This is a genomic window from Psychrobacillus mangrovi (assembly GCF_037104765.1).
Classification (GTDB): domain Bacteria; phylum Bacillota; class Bacilli; order Bacillales_A; family Planococcaceae; genus Psychrobacillus; species Psychrobacillus mangrovi.
Window position 1 is genome coordinate 1 of sequence record NZ_JBAWSY010000005.1, and the last position, 19,724, is coordinate 19,724.

General features: G+C 37.0%; 17 protein-coding genes. 2 read left to right on the plus strand and 15 right to left on the minus strand.

All coding sequences use genetic code 11. The features are described from left to right. Positions 1 to 266: 266 nt before the first annotated feature. From WAX74_RS08810 to WAX74_RS08820, 3 genes are all read right to left on the minus strand, one after another. The gene (locus WAX74_RS08810) at positions 267 to 608 is read right to left on the minus strand and encodes a zinc ribbon domain-containing protein YjdM (protein ID WP_336497296.1); all 342 of its coding nucleotides are present in this window, start codon (positions 606 to 608) and stop codon (positions 267 to 269) included. Positions 609 to 1,013: 405 nt separating this feature from the next. Then, a complete protein-coding gene (locus WAX74_RS08815; protein WP_336497297.1) occupies positions 1,014 to 1,667 on the minus strand; it encodes a Yip1 family protein in 654 nt (217 codons plus the stop codon). Positions 1,668 to 1,825: 158 nt separating this feature from the next. Then, the gene (locus WAX74_RS08820) at positions 1,826 to 2,476 is read right to left on the minus strand and encodes an SIMPL domain-containing protein (protein ID WP_336497298.1); all 651 of its coding nucleotides are present in this window, start codon (positions 2,474 to 2,476) and stop codon (positions 1,826 to 1,828) included. A gap of 155 nt (positions 2,477 to 2,631) precedes the next feature. On the opposite strand from WAX74_RS08820, the gene WAX74_RS08825 reads away from it, so the two are divergent. After that, positions 2,632 to 3,246, plus strand: a complete 615-nt coding sequence (locus tag WAX74_RS08825; RefSeq protein WP_336497299.1) for a hypothetical protein — start codon at positions 2,632 to 2,634, stop codon at positions 3,244 to 3,246. 91 nt (positions 3,247 to 3,337) lie between these two features. Here WAX74_RS08825 and WAX74_RS08830 read toward each other — a convergent pair whose 3' ends face one another. From WAX74_RS08830 to WAX74_RS08865, 8 genes are all read right to left on the minus strand, one after another. Next, the gene (locus WAX74_RS08830) at positions 3,338 to 4,243 is read right to left on the minus strand and encodes a LysM peptidoglycan-binding and 3D domain-containing protein (RefSeq protein ID WP_336497300.1); all 906 of its coding nucleotides are present in this window, start codon (positions 4,241 to 4,243) and stop codon (positions 3,338 to 3,340) included. A 928-nt stretch (positions 4,244 to 5,171) separates the two neighbouring features. Next, on the minus strand, positions 5,172 to 5,963 hold the full coding sequence (locus tag WAX74_RS08835) for an ABC transporter ATP-binding protein (RefSeq protein WP_336497301.1): 792 nt from the start codon (positions 5,961 to 5,963) through the stop codon (positions 5,172 to 5,174). A gap of 54 nt (positions 5,964 to 6,017) precedes the next feature. Continuing rightward, complete coding sequence (locus tag WAX74_RS08840; protein ID WP_413788941.1) at positions 6,018 to 7,235, minus strand: ABC transporter substrate-binding protein; 1,218 nt, start codon at positions 7,233 to 7,235, stop codon at positions 6,018 to 6,020. 70 nt (positions 7,236 to 7,305) lie between these two features. Next, positions 7,306 to 8,367: a branched-chain amino acid ABC transporter permease gene (locus WAX74_RS08845; RefSeq protein WP_336497302.1), complete on the minus strand. Its 1,062-nt coding sequence runs from the start codon at positions 8,365 to 8,367 to the stop codon at positions 7,306 to 7,308. Positions 8,368 to 8,371: 4 nt separating this feature from the next. Continuing rightward, complete coding sequence (locus WAX74_RS08850) at positions 8,372 to 9,256, minus strand: branched-chain amino acid ABC transporter permease (protein ID WP_336497303.1); 885 nt, start codon at positions 9,254 to 9,256, stop codon at positions 8,372 to 8,374. Positions 9,257 to 9,258: 2 nt separating this feature from the next. Then, positions 9,259 to 11,154, minus strand: a complete 1,896-nt coding sequence (locus WAX74_RS08855; RefSeq protein ID WP_336497304.1) for an AMP-binding protein — start codon at positions 11,152 to 11,154, stop codon at positions 9,259 to 9,261. A gap of 14 nt (positions 11,155 to 11,168) precedes the next feature. Continuing rightward, on the minus strand, positions 11,169 to 11,942 hold the full coding sequence (locus WAX74_RS08860; RefSeq protein WP_336497305.1) for an ABC transporter ATP-binding protein: 774 nt from the start codon (positions 11,940 to 11,942) through the stop codon (positions 11,169 to 11,171). Between the two features lie 357 nt (positions 11,943 to 12,299). Continuing rightward, complete coding sequence (locus WAX74_RS08865; protein ID WP_336497306.1) at positions 12,300 to 12,917, minus strand: DUF2238 domain-containing protein; 618 nt, start codon at positions 12,915 to 12,917, stop codon at positions 12,300 to 12,302. A gap of 123 nt (positions 12,918 to 13,040) precedes the next feature. Between WAX74_RS08865 and WAX74_RS08870 the strand changes: the two genes are divergently transcribed. Continuing rightward, the gene (locus WAX74_RS08870; RefSeq protein ID WP_336497307.1) at positions 13,041 to 13,406 is read left to right on the plus strand and encodes a DUF2188 domain-containing protein; all 366 of its coding nucleotides are present in this window, start codon (positions 13,041 to 13,043) and stop codon (positions 13,404 to 13,406) included. A gap of 74 nt (positions 13,407 to 13,480) precedes the next feature. On the opposite strand, the gene WAX74_RS08875 is transcribed toward WAX74_RS08870, so the two are convergent. The 4 genes from WAX74_RS08875 to WAX74_RS08890 all read right to left on the minus strand — a co-directional run bounded on the left by WAX74_RS08875 (position 13,481) and on the right by WAX74_RS08890 (position 19,625). Next, on the minus strand, positions 13,481 to 14,734 hold the full coding sequence (locus tag WAX74_RS08875; RefSeq protein WP_336497308.1) for an MFS transporter: 1,254 nt from the start codon (positions 14,732 to 14,734) through the stop codon (positions 13,481 to 13,483). Between the two features lie 453 nt (positions 14,735 to 15,187). Beyond that, positions 15,188 to 16,993 carry a carbon starvation CstA family protein gene (locus WAX74_RS08880; RefSeq protein ID WP_336497309.1) on the minus strand — a complete coding sequence of 602 codons (1,806 nt, stop codon included), beginning with the start codon at positions 16,991 to 16,993 and terminating at the stop codon, positions 15,188 to 15,190. Positions 16,994 to 17,128: 135 nt separating this feature from the next. Beyond that, positions 17,129 to 17,866, minus strand: coding sequence for a LytR/AlgR family response regulator transcription factor (locus tag WAX74_RS08885; protein WP_336497310.1), 738 nt, complete (start codon positions 17,864 to 17,866; stop codon positions 17,129 to 17,131). After that, on the minus strand, positions 17,844 to 19,625 hold the full coding sequence (locus WAX74_RS08890) for a sensor histidine kinase (protein ID WP_336497508.1): 1,782 nt from the start codon (positions 19,623 to 19,625) through the stop codon (positions 17,844 to 17,846). The genes WAX74_RS08885 and WAX74_RS08890 overlap by 23 nt, the downstream gene beginning before the upstream one ends. Between the last annotated feature and the right edge of the window lie 99 nt (positions 19,626 to 19,724).

A 19,724-nucleotide genomic window follows, 5' to 3' on the forward strand; every position in this document is an offset into this window, starting at 1 on the left:
AAACGTCGACTATCAGTTGCCGGGTGAGAAAATTAGAGATGGTGGAAATAGGATAGGTATGGTTTTGACCTATCCTGTTTTCACCATCCCAGCAAGCGGTAGCGCGGTAGCAAAAGAAAAAACGTCGTGAATTAATTTGTCTACTTTCTTTACAGAAGACCAGAATACCCTAAATCCTCTCCTTTAAGAGGAATGGAAAAGCATTTTAGATTGACAAAGGCGACTTTCCGTTTATTTATAAACGATATGTCGCCTTTTTTCTAACCTTATATCTTCTTAACAAATTCAGATTTTAATTTCATAGCTCCAAAACCTTCAATTTTGCAGTCTATATTATGTTCTCCATCTACTAACCGAATACTTTTGACTTTTGTACCGATTTTTAACGTAGAAGAACTTCCCTTTACTTTTAGATCTTTAATTACAGTTACGGAGTCACCATCAATCAAGACGTTTCCATTTGCATCTTTGACAATCTTTTCATCTTCCATTTTTTCACTATCTGTATCTAAATTCCACTCATGCGCACACTCTGGACAAACGAAAAGATTCCCATCCTCATATGTATATTCCGAGTTACATTTTGGACAATTTGGTAAAGCAGGCATAATTGCATTTCCTCCATTTCATATACTGCATACTATTATACAAGAACGATTATTAATTTCATCTCCAAATAAAAAAAGAGTTTACATTTAAATTCGTTAAATTGTAAACTCTTTTGACTTTTAGCTTCGCTAACCATCATTGTTGTTTTTCTATTCATTTCATCACAGTCTGGAACCAAACTGTATTTATGCATGTGTCACCAGGATGTGCGCCTTACACGCCGCATGAGCGCGAAGAATGAGACTCATATTGCGGTGGCTCATGCGTAGCGCGCGGCAAGCGTACATCCGTGTGGTTAAAATAGCGTCACGTTTATGAAACTATGTGCTTTTTACTAGTAGATAAGTGCGGTCAGCGCGAATTGATCCTGTGCAGAATAACAATTATTCAATAGGGCATACCTTTTAATAAGATGGCACAAAAATTGAGAATATTACGATTATCATTATGATGAATACTATTATACCGAATATTATAGAGGGAATGATTAGAGTTGCAAATCCTTTCCAGCTAGAAAACTGATGAACTTCTCCAATTGCTTTACTTTGGATGACAACCATCCAAATAGAATAAATAAGAGTTAACAAGGATGAAATTAAGAACCAAATAATTGACCCAGCGCTAAAATCGCCTGTTTTCATTATAAATAAATTATTGCGAACAAAAATGAAGGACAAAATCCAATATGGTGTCAACCAAATACTTGGAACCATAACTATTCCCATCATCTTGGCCATCTCTTTAAATGTACCAAATCCACCAAACCATTTTCCTACGACTGTATAAATTACAGTTCCAATACCTACAGAGATTAATCCAAATAAAGGTCCTAGTACAATAATGGCTATTATTAAAAACCACAAGGAAATTTCAAAACTTTTACTTATTTCACTAGCACCACTTATGCTATTAGATATTCCTGCGATCGCTGCTAGTGTAAGTGTATATTTTAATTCTTTATAATCGAGTACATAGCGCACTGTTTTTCTTGTGGACATCCATATGGTGAAAAATGGATTTAGCTTTTCTACTTCCTGGTTCACTTTTTCTTGTGACATTTAATCCCTCCAACCTATTAGTTTAGTTTAATACTATCATCTTTTTCAGTTTCTAAACCTTTTAATATACGACACGATCAATTTATTCATTTTCGATACTTCCCTATCTAAAAAAAGCCGTTTGATTGTGTATCAAACAGCCTAATAATACGATTAATTTAGTATTGATATTTAACTCTAACAGTTGCATTGATCGTAATTTGTCCTTGTTCAATTGGTGTAGAGAAGGTCTGGTTAGCCATAGCAACCGATTTATAAAGGATGGGCACAGTTTCCCTTTCTTCTACAACTTCAATTGGCTGGGGATGCAAAGCCAACTTCATCGTCTCGGCAATCGTTTTTGCTTTAGTTTGGGCATTTTTAAGTGCTAATCGAAGTGCTTGTTGGTAATAAGGATCTGCATTTTCAATTTTAAATTGAATTCCAGAAATACGGTTTGCCCCATTTTGAATAGCAGTATCTATGACACTTCCTATTTTGCTAGTATCTCTCACCTTAACGGTTAATGCATTGGTAACCTCATATCCTCTGAAAATTTGTCTTCCTTCCACATAGTCGTATTGCGGAAGAACATTAAATGCCGCTGTCTGAATATCCTCTCTAGGTATATTCAGCTGTAAAAGCGATTGTATCACCCGATTCATGATGTCAGCGTTTTCCTGTTGTGCTCCTCTTACATCTTTCCCTTCCGTACTTACTTCTATTTGGATTTGGACATAGTTTGGTTGTACAGAAATCTCTCCATCACCCCTTACTGTAATAACGCGTAAAGGAGGAAATAATTGGCCTCGCATCGTTTGATAATACATCAACTGCCACCTTTCGAATAATTCCTACTAACTATCCTATGCTCTTTGTATTTAAAAATTGTCATTTTATCATCTAGGTGATTTGCTCACAAATATCGATTTAGTTCATAAACTAAATAATTATGACTACATGCACTATAAAGGAGTTTGTATATATGAAAGAATCAAAGGTTCAATTATTTCCACTAACCCTTTCTAAGGATAACAACCAAAGTACTTTTACCCAGAATCCCAGGTTAGAATTAATGGAAGAACAAAAAACATTAAACCTCCATTTAATGAAAAGTGTTGCTGATCTGGAATTGTCATACCAAAAAATATTAGAGGGCATGCAAAAGCAAGAAGAAGTATTAAATATTCAGGGGAAAAACCAAAGAAAACAGTTTGAATCTCTTAAGAAAAGTTTACTTGAAATCACTAAGACTTCAAAGAGCTACAAATCCTCCATGAATGAACATTTAGGAAAGCAAACTGCATTTAACAAGATGATAATTAGACGTTCTAGTATTCAAAATGAAGTATTAAATCGAATTCAACGAAATAGCGATAAACAAGAATCTATTATAAAGAGGTATTTTAAGGCAGTTCTAGATAAGCTTGATAAAAATGAGGTCAATACCGCTAAATACACGGAAAGATTAAAAGCTCTTGAACAAAGTAACGAACAAATACTTGCGAAAATAGAACTGCACGCAACGCATGGATCTCTGCAGAATGAGTCGCTCCCACAACATCCTATGAAAATAGATACAATTCAATTAAAGAATTAAGACTATAGCTATATTTTTATTTCAAAAATGACGCATAACAAAACCTATAAATAAAAGATATCCAGCATTTGCCGGATATCTATCTAAAAGTTTAATCTAAAATTTTAACTTTAACTGTTTTGCGTCCCCAATTGATTGCATCTTGTTTATCTGGTATAAATATATCTATTTTATTTCCTTTAATTGCTCCGCCAGTATCTCCAGCAATCGCTTCACCATAGCCTTCTACCCAAACACGAGAACCGAGTGGAATAACAGATGGATCTACAGAGATAACTTTTTGGTTCGGATTAGCATTTAAGTCAATTCCAGTAGCTGTCACACCGGAGCATCCTTCACAAGATGCTGTATAAGCAGTGGAAGTAACCGTAAGCTCTTTTGCAGTAGATTCTGCAGGAGCTGAATTTTTAACAGTTGCCGGCGCAGGTGCTGTAGTTTTTGTTGTAGCTGGTTCTGCAGTTTTTACAGTTGGCACAGTCGCTGGTGCTGGTGCTGGTGCTGGTGTTGTAGTTTTTGCCTCAGCTGGTTCTGGTGCCGGTGCTGGTGCTGCAGTTTTTTCTGTAGCTGGTGCTGATGTATTTTCAGTTGTATTAGTTACAGGTGCTGTTTGTAAGGAAGCCGAATCTACTTTGGATTCAACCTTTTTCGTTCCCTCGATAACTAATTCATCTCCGGGAAAAATTAAATCGCTTGTAAGCTGATTACTTTCCATTAACTCATCCACCGACAGACCATTTAAAAGTGCAATTTGGAAAAGTGTTTCACCTTGAAGGACAACATGTGTTTCTTCAACCTTTAACTGCTGTAATGGATATATTAATGTTGAATCTAGTTCGTTCCATTCTTGTAAATCTTGTACACTTACGTTATTTTCTCTAGAAATAGCCCAAAGTGTATCTCCTTTTTCTACCGTATGAACGGTTGATGCGGAAGCTTGTCCCGCCGCTCCTACTGATAGTGCTGCGATTGCGGTTAGTGCAACAATGTGTTTTTTCATAAAATGAATTTCCTCCCTTTCACTAACGAGACCTATCTTACCACGCGAAGATGTCAGTAGCATTTCAAAATGGTTAGAGAGAGTTATCAATTAAATGACAAGATTCGACACATTGTTATATTTGTAATATATAAGATAAAAGCACTTTCTAATTTAGGTTCATTCTAACTTAGCTTTTTAAGGTAGCTTTTCTTTTCTATTACGGATACTTTCAGGATGCGCCTACATTGAATAGCGGACCCTAGGTAACTATTTCTGGAAAGTGTTATTAAATTAACGGATGTTATCAGGATGTGCGCCTCCCAAGCCGCAAGAGCTCAAGAATGAGAACCCGTAAAGGATGCGGGAGCGACGAAGGTGCGACTCATCCTGTGGAAGCTCATGCGTAGCGTGCTGCAAGCGCACATCCGTGTTTCTAATCTCTAAGTATCTTTTTTGTGAGAATTTGAACAGGATACATCACCAACTATAAGCATTCGCGCTGGCCGCCCGTCCGCATGAGCCGCTGCATGCGCAAGCGCATTTTGCTGTCTCATACGGCACGTCTTGCGGCTGGCAAGGCGCGAATGCAAGTGACCCTATTGGATAGGTCGAAGTCTAATCTATTAAACGTTTTACAATAAATAGCCTGAATACAGATCTTGATTAACTTCTTACTGTATAAACAGAATTCTCAGGATGTGCGCCTTACAAGCCGCAAGAGCGCGGAGAATGAGCCCCCGTAAAGGATGCGGGAGCGACGAAGGAGCGACTCATCCTGCGGAGGCTCATGCGTAGCGTGCGGCAAGCGCACATCCGTCTTTTCAAATTTTATAAATTATAATGCTAATTCGCCATAAGTTAATATCTATTGAAATTTTATGGAACAGGGACTATTCCTTCAAACTAAAGAACGATCGCACGTTATACATGCAATCGTTCTTATAAATCACCAAACTACTCTTTGGCGACGTCTATATACTTTGTTTTCTTTGTAATTTTTCTCTCCTTCTTTTCCAATTCCTAAATAATGTTCTCGTACTTCTTCGTTAGATAATAAATATTCTGCATTACCCTGCATGACCACTCTACCATTCTCCATTATATATCCGTAGTCAGCTATAGAGAGGGCAACATTAGCATTTTGCTCTACTACTAAAATAGAAGTACCTTCTTCTTCATTAATCTGTTTGATGTTCTGAAAAATCTCTTTCACGAGTAACGGTGCAATTCCTAAAGAAGGCTCATCCAGAAGTAGTAGTTTTGGTTTAGCCATAATCCCCCTACCAATAGCGAGCATTTGTTGCTCCCCGCCTGATAGGAAACCCGCTTTTCTTGACTGCAAGTCTTTTAGTTTAGGAAAATAAACGTAAATTTTCTCCATGTCCTCTTTAATATTCGTACGATCCTTACGAGAATAAGCTCCTGCCAATAGATTTTCTTCGACTGTCAAATCTCTAAATATGCGCCTACCCTCCATGCAAAGAAATATACCATTCCTTACAATCGCGTCTGGGGTAATATCGTTTAGATTCTTCCCTTCCAACTGGATTGTTCCATCTGTAATTTGTCCTCCATCACCGTTTAGCAGTCCAGAAATAGCTTTAAGTGTTGTCGATTTTCCAGCTCCATTGCTACCCAGTAATGCAACAATCTTACCTTCCGGAACATGAAGGGACATACCTTTCAAAGCCAAAATGATTTTCGAATAGACCACTTCTATATTATTGACATGGAGCATTAAATATCCTCCTTTCAAGAAAAGTCGTTGTATTAATCTGCTGATTAGTCTTTATTAGTCTTTATGGCTAAAATATTCAGTTAATGGTTCCCATTTTCCGTCTTTTACAATACCTAGTCGTGTTTGCTCAGTACCAGTATGATTTTCTGCACTAAAGCTAACAGGAGCCCCTAAGCCACCAAGATCTAAATCTTGTAAAGACTCTAGACCAGAACGAATTTCTTCACCAGATAAATCGCCATCTGGATGTTTTTTTGCAGCTTCTGCAATGCCTGCTGTTAAAATTTTCGCAGCTGTCCATCCTTGGATGAATTTTTGATTAATATCATCTATTGTCTTTCCTTCAGCTTCTAAATATTCCTTAACCTCAGCCATTCCCGGAAGATCTTCATAAGGCATAGCGTGTGAAAGAATACCAATATACCCTTCTGCAATATCTTCCCCTACAATGGAAATCACACCTTCACCGGATGCCCAGTTCAATCCAATGAATTGCGTATCTATTCCAAGAGTATTAGCATCTCTTAGAATTGTTGCTGTTGCTCCCCATGTTTCTTGAATAATTGCATAATCTGGATTTTTCTTTTCCATATTCAATAATTGAGATTGGGCTTCTGTCGCTCGAACATCAACGATTTGTTCATCGACAACTTCAATACCAATTTCAGCCGCATATGCTTTAATATCTTCAATTGGTGAGCGTCCAAACGCCGTGTCGTTATACAATAAAGCTACCGTTGGATTAGAACCTTTATGGTTATCTTTAATCCATTTCAAAGCAGAGCGACCTTGGTCTGAATAAGATGCTGCAACTAGAAAGTTATATGGGCTTTCATCTAAATTCTTCAAACTCTCTGAGTATGAAGCTGAGAAGAATGGAAGTTTATCATTAGCAACTTGCTGACGTAAAGCTTCCGTATCCCCAGTCCCCCAACCAAGTACTGCAGAAACCTTTTCTTTGTCACGAAGTTCTTGATAGATTTTCTGTGCTTCCGGAATTTCATATGCATAATCTTTTCCTTTTAATTCTAAACTGATTCCCTCTACTCCACCTTTACTTGCTAAATACTTGAAATACGCTTGTTCACCTTCGGCATATGGCGTCCCTACATCTCCAGTGCCACCCGTAATATCATAAAGTCCACCAATGACAACCGTTCTTTCTGAAACATTACCATTTACAGCTACTTTTTCATCCGAACATGCACCGAGCATTAATGCGGTAGTCATTATTCCGATTAATGCACTAGTAACCTTACTTCTGCTTTTCATTCATAATCCCCCTTATTTTATATAAAAAGAAGCACATATTTTTTATATATGGCTCCTAACATCCCTTTGTTTAATAGGAAAAAGGCCATAATCTAAAATATTTTTTAATATTAAGCCAAATATGAGCTAATCCACCTGGTTCAAATATTAAAAATAGAATAATAGCTGCTCCAAACACAAAATCTTTCAAGGCTGAGAACAGTTGGTATAAATCAGGCATAAAGCCTGCCAGTATATCAATGAGTGAACCTAGACCAACAGGCAAGAGTGTAATAAAGGCCGCCCCTAATATAGAACCAAATACACTGCCTAACCCTCCGATTAATATCATTGCTAAGTATTGAATAGATACATGAAAATTATAAAGTTCTGGGCTAACAATCATCGTATAATGTGCCAGCAATGCACCTGCGATTCCTACAAAAAAGGAGCTGATCGCAAAAGCCATGACTTTATATTTGAATAAGTTGATACCCATTATTTGAGCTGCTATATCCCGATCGCGAACAGCGAGGAAAGCTCGTCCTGTACGTGTTCTTAATAAGTTAGTTGCATACATAACCGTCAGCAAAAGAATGATTACACATAGGTAGTAATAGCCTGTATTGCTCGATAAAGAAAACTCCCCAATAGTCGGGCGACTAAGTACCATCCCCGCTGTACCTCCTGTTAAACCATCCCATCTACTTATGACAAAGAGAATGATAACCTGTGCTGCTAGGGTCGCAATTGCTAAGTACAAACCATTTAAGCGTAAGGATGGAATTCCAAAAAGACCTCCTATAATCGCTGTCACAATTCCCGCTAGTGGCAGTGATATCCAAAAGCTTAAACCTAATGTAGATGTTAAAATAGCTGAAGTATAACCGCCAACACCTAGAAAGGCTCCCACACCTATTGATATTTGACCCGTAAAGCCTGTTAAAATATTTAGTCCGATAGCTCCAACAGATGATATTGCACATAAAGTTATTAGACCTATCCAGTAATTGGACACAAAAAGAGGAAGTGAAAGAACGATCAGAACGATGAGTAGTGCTTTTATTTTAGATCCGGTAGTTCCAAACATTTTCATATCATCACTATAAGAAGTTTTATAGTTACCGCTTTCCCTCACGAATAAATTTCGCACAACCTCACACCCTTTCGATTCTTCTACTACCAAATAATCCATGTGGCTTTAACATTAATATGAGCAAAACAATAATAAATGGAACTACATCTTTTAAGCCCCCTCCTACAAGGGGATCCAAATAACCTCCAGCCATGTTTTGAACAATACCAATTACAAAGCCACCGACAATTGCACCTAATACACTATCAAGACCGCCTAAAATAACAACCGGTAAGACGGTTAAACCTATCGCTGACATTGTTGGACTTAAACCATTTATATTACCCAGGAGTACCCCACCAACTGCTGCCACAACCGCTGCTATTGTCCATGTTGCGGCATAAACATATTTCACACTCATTCCCATTGATAGTGCTGCCTGTCGATCGTCGGCTACTGCACGCATAGCGATCCCCATTTTAGAGAATTTGAAGAAAAGTGAAAATAGAACGAGTAGGACGATTACTACGATAAATGACCAAAGATATACAGGCGTTACGATTACTCCTGCAATATTTATAGGGGTTGAAGGAAAAACAGGTGGAAATGTTCTTGTCTGGTGACCCCAAATCATATGCACTGCACCGCCTAATAGGCTCGATAGTCCAATAGTTGCCATTATGACGGATACAACAGGAGCATTCTGTATTGGTCTAATAACTAGCCTCTCAACGATTAGCCCAAGAATCGCGCTAAATACTAGTGTTATGATTAATGCAAGAATGAATGGTATTTTATATGCTGTCATTAAGATTAAACAGATATAGGGACCAATAATGACGAATTCTCCATTCGCTAAATTCAACGCGCCACTAGCTCTATAAATTAAGACAAATCCTAATGCAACAAGACCATATATACTTCCTACCACTATTCCTGTTACAAGCATTTGAAGAAAAAACGTCATGATTATGCCACCTCCTGTTTAATGTTCAATTGAATAACCTGTAAACTGATCTCCTCAATAGATTCTATTTCCGAACCAGCCATTGTCACTTTTGAAGAATCAGAATACATACCAGCGATTAGCATTTGATATTTTTCTTCAATAAATTTTCTTCTTACCTTTAATGTTCGAGTGAGTTCACCGTCATCTGCTGTAAATTGTTTGTGTAATATGGAAAACTTCTTAACCCGTGCGTATGCTGGTATTTGGCCCATTATCTCTGTAACTTGTTGTTCTATAAACTCAACAACTTGAGGATTCCTCGCTAGATCTGAGTATTCTGTATAGACAATCCTTTGCTTATCTGCCCAACGTCCAACACTGCTCAAATCGATATTAACAATTGCTGTCATATAGGGCTTTTCCTTACCAAAGCATACAGCCTCCTGTATATAAGGACTGGTTTTCAATTTGTTTTCGATTATTCTCGGGTAAATGTGTTTTCCATTTTGCTCGGTTATAATGTCTTCTTGTCGATCTAGAATATAGAGATGTCCATCTATGCCCAAACGTCCACAATCACCTAGCGTAATCCAACCATCAATCATTGATTTGTTGTCTTCTTCATGTAGATACTTTGCAAAAATGGCTGAATTTTTCACAAAAATAGAACCATCATCTCCTACTCTTACCTCGGTACCAGGAAGAGGGACACCCGTACTCTCAACATTGATGTCGTCATCTTTTTGAACAAATGCGATTCCTGCCAGCTCTGTTCCGCCATAAGTTTGTTTTAAATTTACTCCGATACCATGAAAGAAATTGAATGCCTCAGATTGTAGTGTGGCTCCAGCAATGTACGCTCGTTTTATTCTTGCGAACCCAAAATGATCACGAATAGCACTGAAAATTAACAAATCACCAAGTTTATACATTACCTTTTCTTTAAAAGAAACCTCTTGTTTATTGAGCTTGGCATGCGCCATTATATCTCCGTATTTCTTAAAAGTTTGATAGACTTTTCTCTTAAACCAACTAGCTCCTTCCATACGTATAGTGAAATTGGACATAATAGTTTGATAGACTCTTGGCGGTGCCAATAATGTGTGTGGACCTATCTCGCGCATGTCACCTATGACTGTATGTGGCTTTTCAGGATAATTAATAACGATTCCAGCAGTTAACGGTATGACAATACTCACTACTTGCTCATGAATCCAAGATAATGGCAAGAATGAAAAGTAATCATCTTTAGGCTCCATGTTGTCTACCAATAATAGGCTTTTAGAAGCTTCCATTAAATTTTCGTGTGTAAGAATTACACCTTTTGGGTCGCCTGAAGCTGCTGCACTATATGCAATAACAGCATAGTCGTCTCCGAGCAATCGCTCAGTTCGTTCTCGAAAAAACTTCGGATCTTTATCTATTAAGGATATCCCTTCAATTAATACATCATCAAAATCCACTAACTTAGGATGTTTATAATGTCGCATTCCTTGTTTATTGTAGAAAATAATATATTCAACCAATGGAATCTGATCTTCTATTTCAAGCAATTTTTCTACTTGCTCTTGATCTTCCACTACCACAATGCGCGCTTGACAATCGTTCAAATAAAAGACAATTTGTTCTGACAGTGACTCTTGATAAATCCCAACTGGGATACCACCTAAACTTTGGGTAGCCATATATGAGTAAAGCCACTGCGGTCTATTTTCTCCAATAATAGCCAGTTTTTCATCGTGCTTGAAACCATATTTTTCAGAAAGGGAGATTGTCAACAGCTCCACATTTTTTAAATAGTCACCCCAAGTTATTTCATTCCAAATACCAAGGTGTTTATGTCTAAGTGCAACCTCGTCTCTATGGTTGCTTGCTCGTTCCATTAAAAGATAAGGTAATGTTTTCACTGCACTCATTGTTTCTCCCCTTTCTAAATAACGGATTCTTCTCCGATATAAGCCTTTATAACATCGGGATTTTTTTGTATTTCTTCTGGTGTACCAAACCCGATGCGTCTACCAAAGTCCAAAACCGCAATATGATCAGACAAATTCATGACGATTCCTAAATCATGCTCGATTAATACGACAGTTATTTCCATTACTTCATGCATATCCAATATAAAACGGGCCATCAAATCTTTTTCTGAATTGTTCATACCAGCCATTGGCTCATCCAATAAGATTAACTCGGGTCCCAGTGCTAACGCCCTTCCTACCTCCACACGTTTTTGCAGTCCATATGGTAGTGTGCCTACCGGCGTATGTCGTATGTCTTGTAACTCTAGAAACTCAATAACCTCTTCTACTTTTTTTCGATGCTCTTTTTCTTCATTGGCAGCCTTCCCTACATACAGCCCACCGCTAATCGCACTAGAATTCATCAACGTATGCCTGCCTAGCTTCAGATTATCTAGTACAGACATATGGGCAAACAACGCTATATTTTGAAAAGCACGGGCAATACCAAGAGTCGTTCGATTATAAGGCTTCATATTTATAATTTCCTGTCCTTTAAAACGAATGGAGCCACTGGTAGGTTGATATAAACCACTAATGCAATTTAGCATACTAGTTTTCCCAGCTCCATTTGGACCAATAAGAGAGAATATCTCTCCCTTTTTTATATGATAGCTGACATCATCTAATGCTTTAACCCCACCAAATTGTAATGACACACCCTCTATTTCTAATATAGGCTGCACTCGAACCACCCCTTTTGTTTGTAAGCGCTTAACCTGTTAGCTTTTTCTGAATATTACTTTACAGATTGTAATCTTGTCAATGTATTTAATGATACATATGAACTATTTTTTTGTCGTTTAATGTAATATTCTGTTTTGTATTTTTATGTGAAAAAAGTCATAAAAATTAGTATATTTTTTCATGTACATTTGTGTTTAATGTATTTATTATCTTACCTTTACTTATTTTCCAAATTATCCAACGTAAAAAAACTCCTTTCCTGACGAATAGCATTAGAAGGAGTTACTCAATTTATTCTGTTTTCGACAGATTTATCTAGGTTCAATCTTTTTTCAACATCTAATTTTTTTGAAATTTTATTTTCTTCTTAGTAACTTATCATGCAACTTTGTGAAAATAATATATGCAAGGATGGAACCAACGAATGCAAAAAACATATCCCATTGGGCGTCCCACTTATCTCCTTGCATTCCTAAAAAGTCTTTAGAAACCTTTCCACCTTTGGAAACTTTGGTGCTCAACCATTCAATGATTTCGTATAAAGCTGCGATTGCAAGTACTATACTCATAGAAATTCCGAACAACCAAGCCCCTTTAGTTAACTGCGTTTTACGTAGTAGCAATTCCCTAATGACAATTACTAACATTCCCTTGAGCAAATGCCCAAATCGATCATAATTATTCCGCTTTAAATCAAATTCATCCTTAATCCAATTAAAGATAGGCACCTCCGAGTATGTGTAGTGACCTCCTATAAATGTCAGAATAGATAGCAATGCAATGATAAAGTAAGAAAGAGTTGTAAATTGAAACTTTTTATAAGTGACTATGAGAATGATTAATACAATAACGGATGGACTAACCTCTGCTAGCCAATCTAAATATGTTGCTGGTTTAATAACTGACCAAACGATAACTGCGATAACAACCAATAGTAAAGCAAAATGTATTTTTGAACTTTTACCTAAATCCACCGTATACACTCCTTATTCGAGAGCAAATATTATTATAGATTAGTTTATCCAAAAAATTTGATTCGAATCAGAGCGTTTGATTTGTTTGGAAACGGGAAAATTGAAATTAAGGAGGAGATATCAATGCCATGGAACAAAAAGGATTATCCGGATTCAATGAAAAATTTAGATCCTGAAGTAAGAGAAAAAGCGATTGAAATTGCCAATGCCTTGTTACGGGACGATAAAGATGAAGGTCGGGCAATTGCCATAGCAACCGCACAAGCAAGGAAAGCGATAAATGGAGATGATTCCGATCGTCCAACCTTTGAAGTAAAAGCAAGAGAAGAGGAGTGGACGCTTAGGAAATCAGGAGGGGAACGGGCTATTTTTGTAGAAGAAACAAAAGAAAAACTCCTTGATAAAGCGAAACCATACGTCAATGATCACAACGGTATACTTGAAATTTACCAGGAAGACGGTTCACTTGATGATACTTTATATGATTAGAAAATAGAGGACCCTTCCTGAAAGAATCTCAAGGAAGGGTCCATATTTTTAATGGTAACAATTTTACTTTCCTATTAAACTGCTAAGCTTGATTTTTGTTTTTTAATTAGAATGACAAATAAACTAGCCATTACACAAAAGATTCCTGCAGAAATGAATGCCCATGTGTATGAGTCAAATATGTTATACATAAAGCCCCCACCATATGCAGCTACAGCCGCTCCCGCTTGATGAGAGGCAAATATCCAACCATAGATAATACCACTTTTCTCTATTCCAAAGATTTGTCTTGAAATGCTTATCGTTGGTGGTACAGTCGCTATCCAATCTAATCCATAAAATACAGAGAAAATGATTAATAGCGCAAGTGAGCCTTCTTGTAATGCAAATGGAAGCAGTACGAGTGAAGCTCCTCGTAAAATATAATACCAAAACAACAGCCATCGATTATCAAAACGATCCGATAACCAACCGGATATTGTAGTACCAATTAGATCGAACACACCCATAAAAGAAAGCATCGAAGCGGCTGCTACAACCGGAATTCCATAACTAATACAATATGAAATAAAATGAGTTCCAATTAGTCCACTTGTAGAAAGTCCACATATAAAAAAGCTGCCTGCTAACAACCAGAATTCTTTTACTCTTATAGCTTCTCGTAATAATTCGAAAGCCATGACGATTGGATTTTTCTTTTGAAAAGCACTAGACTTGGGAAGTTCCTTTTCCATTCCATATGGCAGAATGCCAATTTCCTTCGGGGAGTTTCTCATAAATATAAGAATAATTATGAGCATTATGAAACTAAGGACTAGTATTAAACTAATGGCAGAACGCCAGGAATATTTCTCTACAAGAATGGCCAGCACAGGAAGTAATACCAACTGCCCAGTTGCCGTACTCGCTGTTAAAATCCCTACTGCAAGACCTCGTCTCTTCTCAAACCAACGATTCGCTACGTATGTACTCAATACAGTTAAAAACACACTTGACCCTAACCCAATAATGATTCCCCAAATGAGAATGAGCTGCCAAGGTTTGTTCATAAAATAGGTGAGCATAAGACCTACAAGTAAAGTAGACATTGCATAAACCATCATCTTTTTTAATCCGAGCACTTCTATTAATGCCGCCATAAAAGGTCCGGAAAGCCCGTAAAGAAAAAGGCCAACTGCAAAAGCTAAAGAAATAATAGATCTATCCCATCCAAACTCATTTTCAAAAGGTACAATAAATACACCTGAAGAAGATCGAACAATTCCCGCAACAATTATCGAGAAAAAAGCGATAGTCAGCACAAACCAGCTATAGTGTATACGTTTCAAATTCTCACCAACATTCTAAAAAGATTAGCCAAATATATTAAAAAATTCTATCAATTCGATATATTGTACGCTAAAAGTAATTAATATACAATATAAAAAAACCGTTCGATGCTAAAGCATCAAACGGCCAGCTTAACGGCAAAAGTATTTTTATAACGGTTATAAATAATAATAAATCTTCCTAAAGAGGTTGCTATATCCAATTAAAAGAAAAGATAGTAGATTCTATAAATCTTAAAGTTTTTAAACGCTAGGTAATCTTTCTTATCATAGAATAATAAGTATTCGCTAAAAATACAGATGTATTTTTAGGAAATACAATATAAACCCTTTATATACCTATGTTTTAACATAAATAGAAATAATCATTAAAATATTCAAATATAATATATTATTTTTAAAAATAAAAAAACCTTCCAACACGGGGTGTGTTGGAAGCTTTCGAATGTTATTTTAAATGGTTCCTTTTGCTGCTCTTTCCACGAGGACATCTTGTGGAAGTTTCCAAAGTTCTATCCATTTACGTATGGAAGTTATAAGAATAATCGCACCAAGAGTTAGCATGATTACAGAAAGAGTCCCGTTTAAGAAGTTGTAGCCTGGACTTTCTGCATTCCAATAAACATTTTTCACCATCCAGTAGCCAGCTACATTAACTGTTACATACAGATAAGCAAGAGGAATCAGACAAGTAAGCATATAACTTCGTTTTTCAGCAATCTTCAATACTATCGTTGCACCAATGATCAATCCTATCGAAGCCATTAGCTGATTCGATACCCCGAACAATGCCCAAACAGAGCTTATATCTCCAGAATACAGTAAATATCCCCACATAAAGCAGGCTAACGCACTTGCGAAAATAGTTGCACCTATTGAATTTGTACGCTTTAGTGGTTTAAAGAACGTTCCACCGAAGTCTTGAATGAGATAACGAGCAACTCGTGTCCCCGAGTCAATTGCTGTTAGGATAAAGACTGCTTCAAAGAGAATGACAAACTGATAGAAATAGGATGCCATTTTTTCGAAGATTGGAATCTCCGTAAAGATATACGTCATTCCAACTGCAAGAGTAACAGCACCGCCCGTTCTTCCTTCCAAGTCCATTCCAATTTCATCACTAAGCTTATCTAGATGAACTGTTTCCATCCCTAATGTCGCAAATTTCTCTGGTGTGGAGTTTATTGCAAAATAATCTCCAGGCATTAATGATACAGCAGCAATTAAAGCCATAATTGCAACTAAACACTCTACAAGCATTGCACCAAAAGCTACCCCTTTAATATCGCTCCAACGATTGATCATCTTTGGAGTTGTCCCTGAACCAACGAATGCGTGGAATCCTGATATGGCTCCACAAGCAATGGTGATGGAAACAAATGGCCAAACTGGTCCTGCGATAATCGGACCTCCACCATTAATAAATTCTGTTAAAGCAGGGAATTGAACTGCAGGATTCACATAGAATACCCCAATAATTAAAGCTACGAATACACCGATTTTCATAAAAGTACTTAAATAATCACGAGGTGCTAGCAATAACCAAACTGGTAACGCCGCAGCAAAAAATGCATAGATAGGTAATGCTATAGCGATTGTACTCTTTTCTAATGTTAAGAAATCACCTAATGCTGTCCCTTGAATATTAGGTCCCCAAAGAATAGCAGCCATTATAAGTCCAAAACCTACGATTGTAGCAGCTTTCAAGTTTCCTGTTTTCTTATGGTACAACCCAACTCCCATTGCAATCGGAATTGTAATTCCTACAGCAAACGTTCCCCATGGGTTTCTCTCTAATGCGCTCAATACTACTAAAGAAAGACCTGCCATCGTAATAGTAATAATGAATAGCATTGCCAATCCTGCACAGAAGCCTGCTACAGGACCGAGTTCTTTTTTAGCTATTTCAGATAGAGATTTTCCATCCTGCCGCATGGATGCGAAAAGTACAACCATGTCGTGTACCGCTCCCCCGATTACGGCCCCTATTAGAAGCCAAAGTAAGCCGGGTAAATAACCAAACTGTGCTGCTAATATTGGTCCAACTAACGGCCCCGCCGCAGCAATCGCCGCAAAATGGTGACCAAACGTAACCCATTTATTCGTGGGTACATAATCTTTACCATCCTCCAGTTCATGTGCTGGAGTGGGTTTTGAGTCATCAAGTTTCAAAACCTTTGCAGCCATAAACGTACCATATAAACGATAAGCAATTAATAGTATACAAATAGAGCCAATTACAATTGTAACCGCATTCATTTTTATTTTACCCCCATCCCTGTTGTGTATAGTAATCATACTAAAATTGAGATTAATAAATTCATATTCTAGTTGAGTTACAAAATTTCAAGGATGAACTGCAAAAATGGGGAAATGAAATACAATCTAACCTATTTAAAAACCAACGTACGTTTTAAAATCCTTTACATATGTTCGACTAACGGGAACTTTTGATTGATCTTTTAATATGACATTATATGTAGAGTTAAACCATGGATGAATTTCTATAATATGATCCGTGTTCACTATAAAGCTTCGATGGACACGCATAAAATGAGTATTGGTTAATTTTTTCTCTAAAACAATGAGTGAATCACTTACTATATATTCATCATACATCGTTTTGACCTTACATTTGCCTTCAAAAGATTCCAAGTAAATGATAGAATCATTTTCTAGTAAAACAATTCTATCCTCCACTAAGACAGCAATTTTTCCGGAAGTAACCTTCTTTACAGAAGAATTGAAGCGACCTTCTTCACTTCCGATTTTACCTACGTGAATAATCTTTTCCAGTGTTTTTCGGATACGTTCCTCATCAAATGGTTTTAAAATATAGTCGAGTGCATTTAATTCAAATGCTTGTAAGGCATACTCATCGTATGCAGTCGCAAAAACAATGGCAGGAATCGGTTTAAGTTGAAGCAATTGTTTAGCTACGTCTAACCCGTTATCTTCATTTAAATCTATATCTAAGAAAACAAGATCTGGGTGTTGTTTGGAAATATCCTTCACAGCATTTCTAAGACAATCCGCTTCACCAATAACTTCCACTTGGTTACTTTCTGTGAGAAGATATTTTAATTCTTCCCTTGCCAATGGTTCATCTTCAACTATATATGCCTTCAACATTTTGATGTAAAACTCCTTTACTATCGAGTGGAATGGAAATCAATATAGATGTGCCTCTATTCAATTCACTCGTTATTTCTAATTTTGCTTTGCCATTATAAATTCCAGATAGTCGCTTACTTATATTAAAAATTGCAGTACCCGTCCCTTTTTTAGAAATCATCGTTTGTTTACCTAATAACTCAATTTTGTTAATTGGTATGCCTTTTCCATTATCTGATACAACAATTCGCAGGTTGTTATTTAAAGAGTAAATTTGAATTTTAATTTTCCCTATACCTACTATGCTTGTAAATGCGTAATTGATGGCGTTCTCTACTAGCGGTTGTAGTGTAAATGGGGGTATTAATATCTTTTCTAAATCATTTTCTATTTCAAACTCTATCTCGTATTTGTCTGGGAATCGAGTTTGTTCTAAAGATAAGTATGATTTTACATTCTCTATTTCCTTATCCAGTGGGATTAGCATTTGCTTGGCTCCCTGGATATTTCCTCTTAAATAGGCGCTTAGCTCGAGCAAGAGCTTCCTTGCTTTTTGTGCATCAGTGCGGCATAAGATAGAGATTGAGTTGAGACTATTGAATAGAAAATGCGGATGAATTTGAGCTTGTAACGCTTTTATTTCTGCATCTTTTAATAATTTAGTTTGTCTTTCAGCTTCTGCTAACTCAAATTGAGTAGAAAATAGATTTGCAAGTCCTTCAGCTAGCTGTTGCTGCACATCATCCAACTTGCTCGGCTTGATAAAATACATTTTTAATGTTCCCGCAGTTTTGTTTTGTATCTTTAAAGGTAAAACGATGGCTGCTTCTAACGAGCAATCACTATGTGAACAAAAAATCTCTTCCTTCGATTTGGCAACTGCTATTCTACCAGTTTCTAACACTTTTTTTGTTAGTCCTGTCGTTAGCTCTCCCTGTGGAATATGGTGATCTGATTCAGCACCAACATGCGCTAATACGCAATGTTCATCTGTCATCGCAACCGCATCGGCATCTGTCAATTTCAACATAATTTCTGCAATCTCTTTACAGGAATGTGTATTTAAACCTTGTCGAAAGAAGGGTAAGGTTTGATCCGCAATATAAAAAGCTTGGCTCGTTTGGTTTGCTCGTGCACGCTCTTCGTCTCTCACGATGGACTGGATTATATACATGAATAGGAACATTCCTAATCCGTTAACTACAATCATCGGAATCCCAATGACTTGAACAAGTGCCCAAGCCTCATCAAATGGTTTTGCGAAAGCCAAAATAATAATCATTTGAACAGCTTCTAATGTCATACCTAACTTGGCAGCATAGATTGGGGTAATTTTCTTGTCACGCTTTAATTGTTTTCTAGAAAAATACCCCGAGCATACTCCAGCTACCACAACAGCCAATGAACAAGCTATTGCGGTAAATCCTCCAAGAGAATACCTGTGGATACCAGCAATTAGACCAGCACCTATCCCAACAACTGGCCCCCCTAATATTCCCCCAATTACAACTCCCATTACTCTTGTATTTGCTATTGCATTATCCGGGTCAATCCCTACTAGCCATCCACTATTTACAATAGTTCCCCGCTCAATTTCAATACCTGTATAATTACTTATCATTCCGAAAGCACCAAAAATTAAAATAAGAATTACTTTTTCGCCCCAATTATTTTCATTGTGAATAACCTGTCGAAATGATTTTATTTGAGAAAGTAGGAATGCAACAATAACAATGATCCCTACTTTTTCTATCATTAACGCAGCCAAAACTAAGATCATTGTTTTCCTCCCCTACTTTCGAAATATTCTAATATAAAATTATCATACTTGAAATGTCTAAAGAAAAAAACCTCTAAGTTCATTATCCTATGTATC

Bases quoted from the DNA above. Each gene is read 5' to 3' on its own strand.
- WAX74_RS08810 (WP_336497296.1), bottom strand. From the start codon at position 608: ATGCCTGCTTTACCAAATTGTCCAAAATGTAACTCGGAATATACATAT.
- WAX74_RS08815 (WP_336497297.1), bottom strand. From the start codon at position 1,667: ATGTCACAAGAAAAAGTGAACCAGGAAGTAGAAAAGCTAAATCCATTT.
- WAX74_RS08820 (WP_336497298.1), bottom strand. From the start codon at position 2,476: ATGTATTATCAAACGATGCGAGGCCAATTATTTCCTCCTTTACGCGTT.
- WAX74_RS08825 (WP_336497299.1), top strand. From the start codon at position 2,632: ATGAAAGAATCAAAGGTTCAATTATTTCCACTAACCCTTTCTAAGGAT.
- WAX74_RS08830 (WP_336497300.1), bottom strand. From the start codon at position 4,243: ATGAAAAAACACATTGTTGCACTAACCGCAATCGCAGCACTATCAGTA.
- WAX74_RS08835 (WP_336497301.1), bottom strand. From the start codon at position 5,963: ATGCTCCATGTCAATAATATAGAAGTGGTCTATTCGAAAATCATTTTG.
- WAX74_RS08840 (WP_413788941.1), bottom strand. From the start codon at position 7,235: ATGAAAAGCAGAAGTAAGGTTACTAGTGCATTAATCGGAATAATGACT.
- WAX74_RS08850 (WP_336497303.1), bottom strand. From the start codon at position 9,256: ATGACGTTTTTTCTTCAAATGCTTGTAACAGGAATAGTGGTAGGAAGT.
- WAX74_RS08855 (WP_336497304.1), bottom strand. From the start codon at position 11,154: ATGAGTGCAGTGAAAACATTACCTTATCTTTTAATGGAACGAGCAAGC.
- WAX74_RS08870 (WP_336497307.1), top strand. From the start codon at position 13,041: ATGCCATGGAACAAAAAGGATTATCCGGATTCAATGAAAAATTTAGAT.
- WAX74_RS08880 (WP_336497309.1), bottom strand. From the start codon at position 16,993: ATGAATGCGGTTACAATTGTAATTGGCTCTATTTGTATACTATTAATT.
- WAX74_RS08885 (WP_336497310.1), bottom strand. From the start codon at position 17,866: ATGTTGAAGGCATATATAGTTGAAGATGAACCATTGGCAAGGGAAGAA.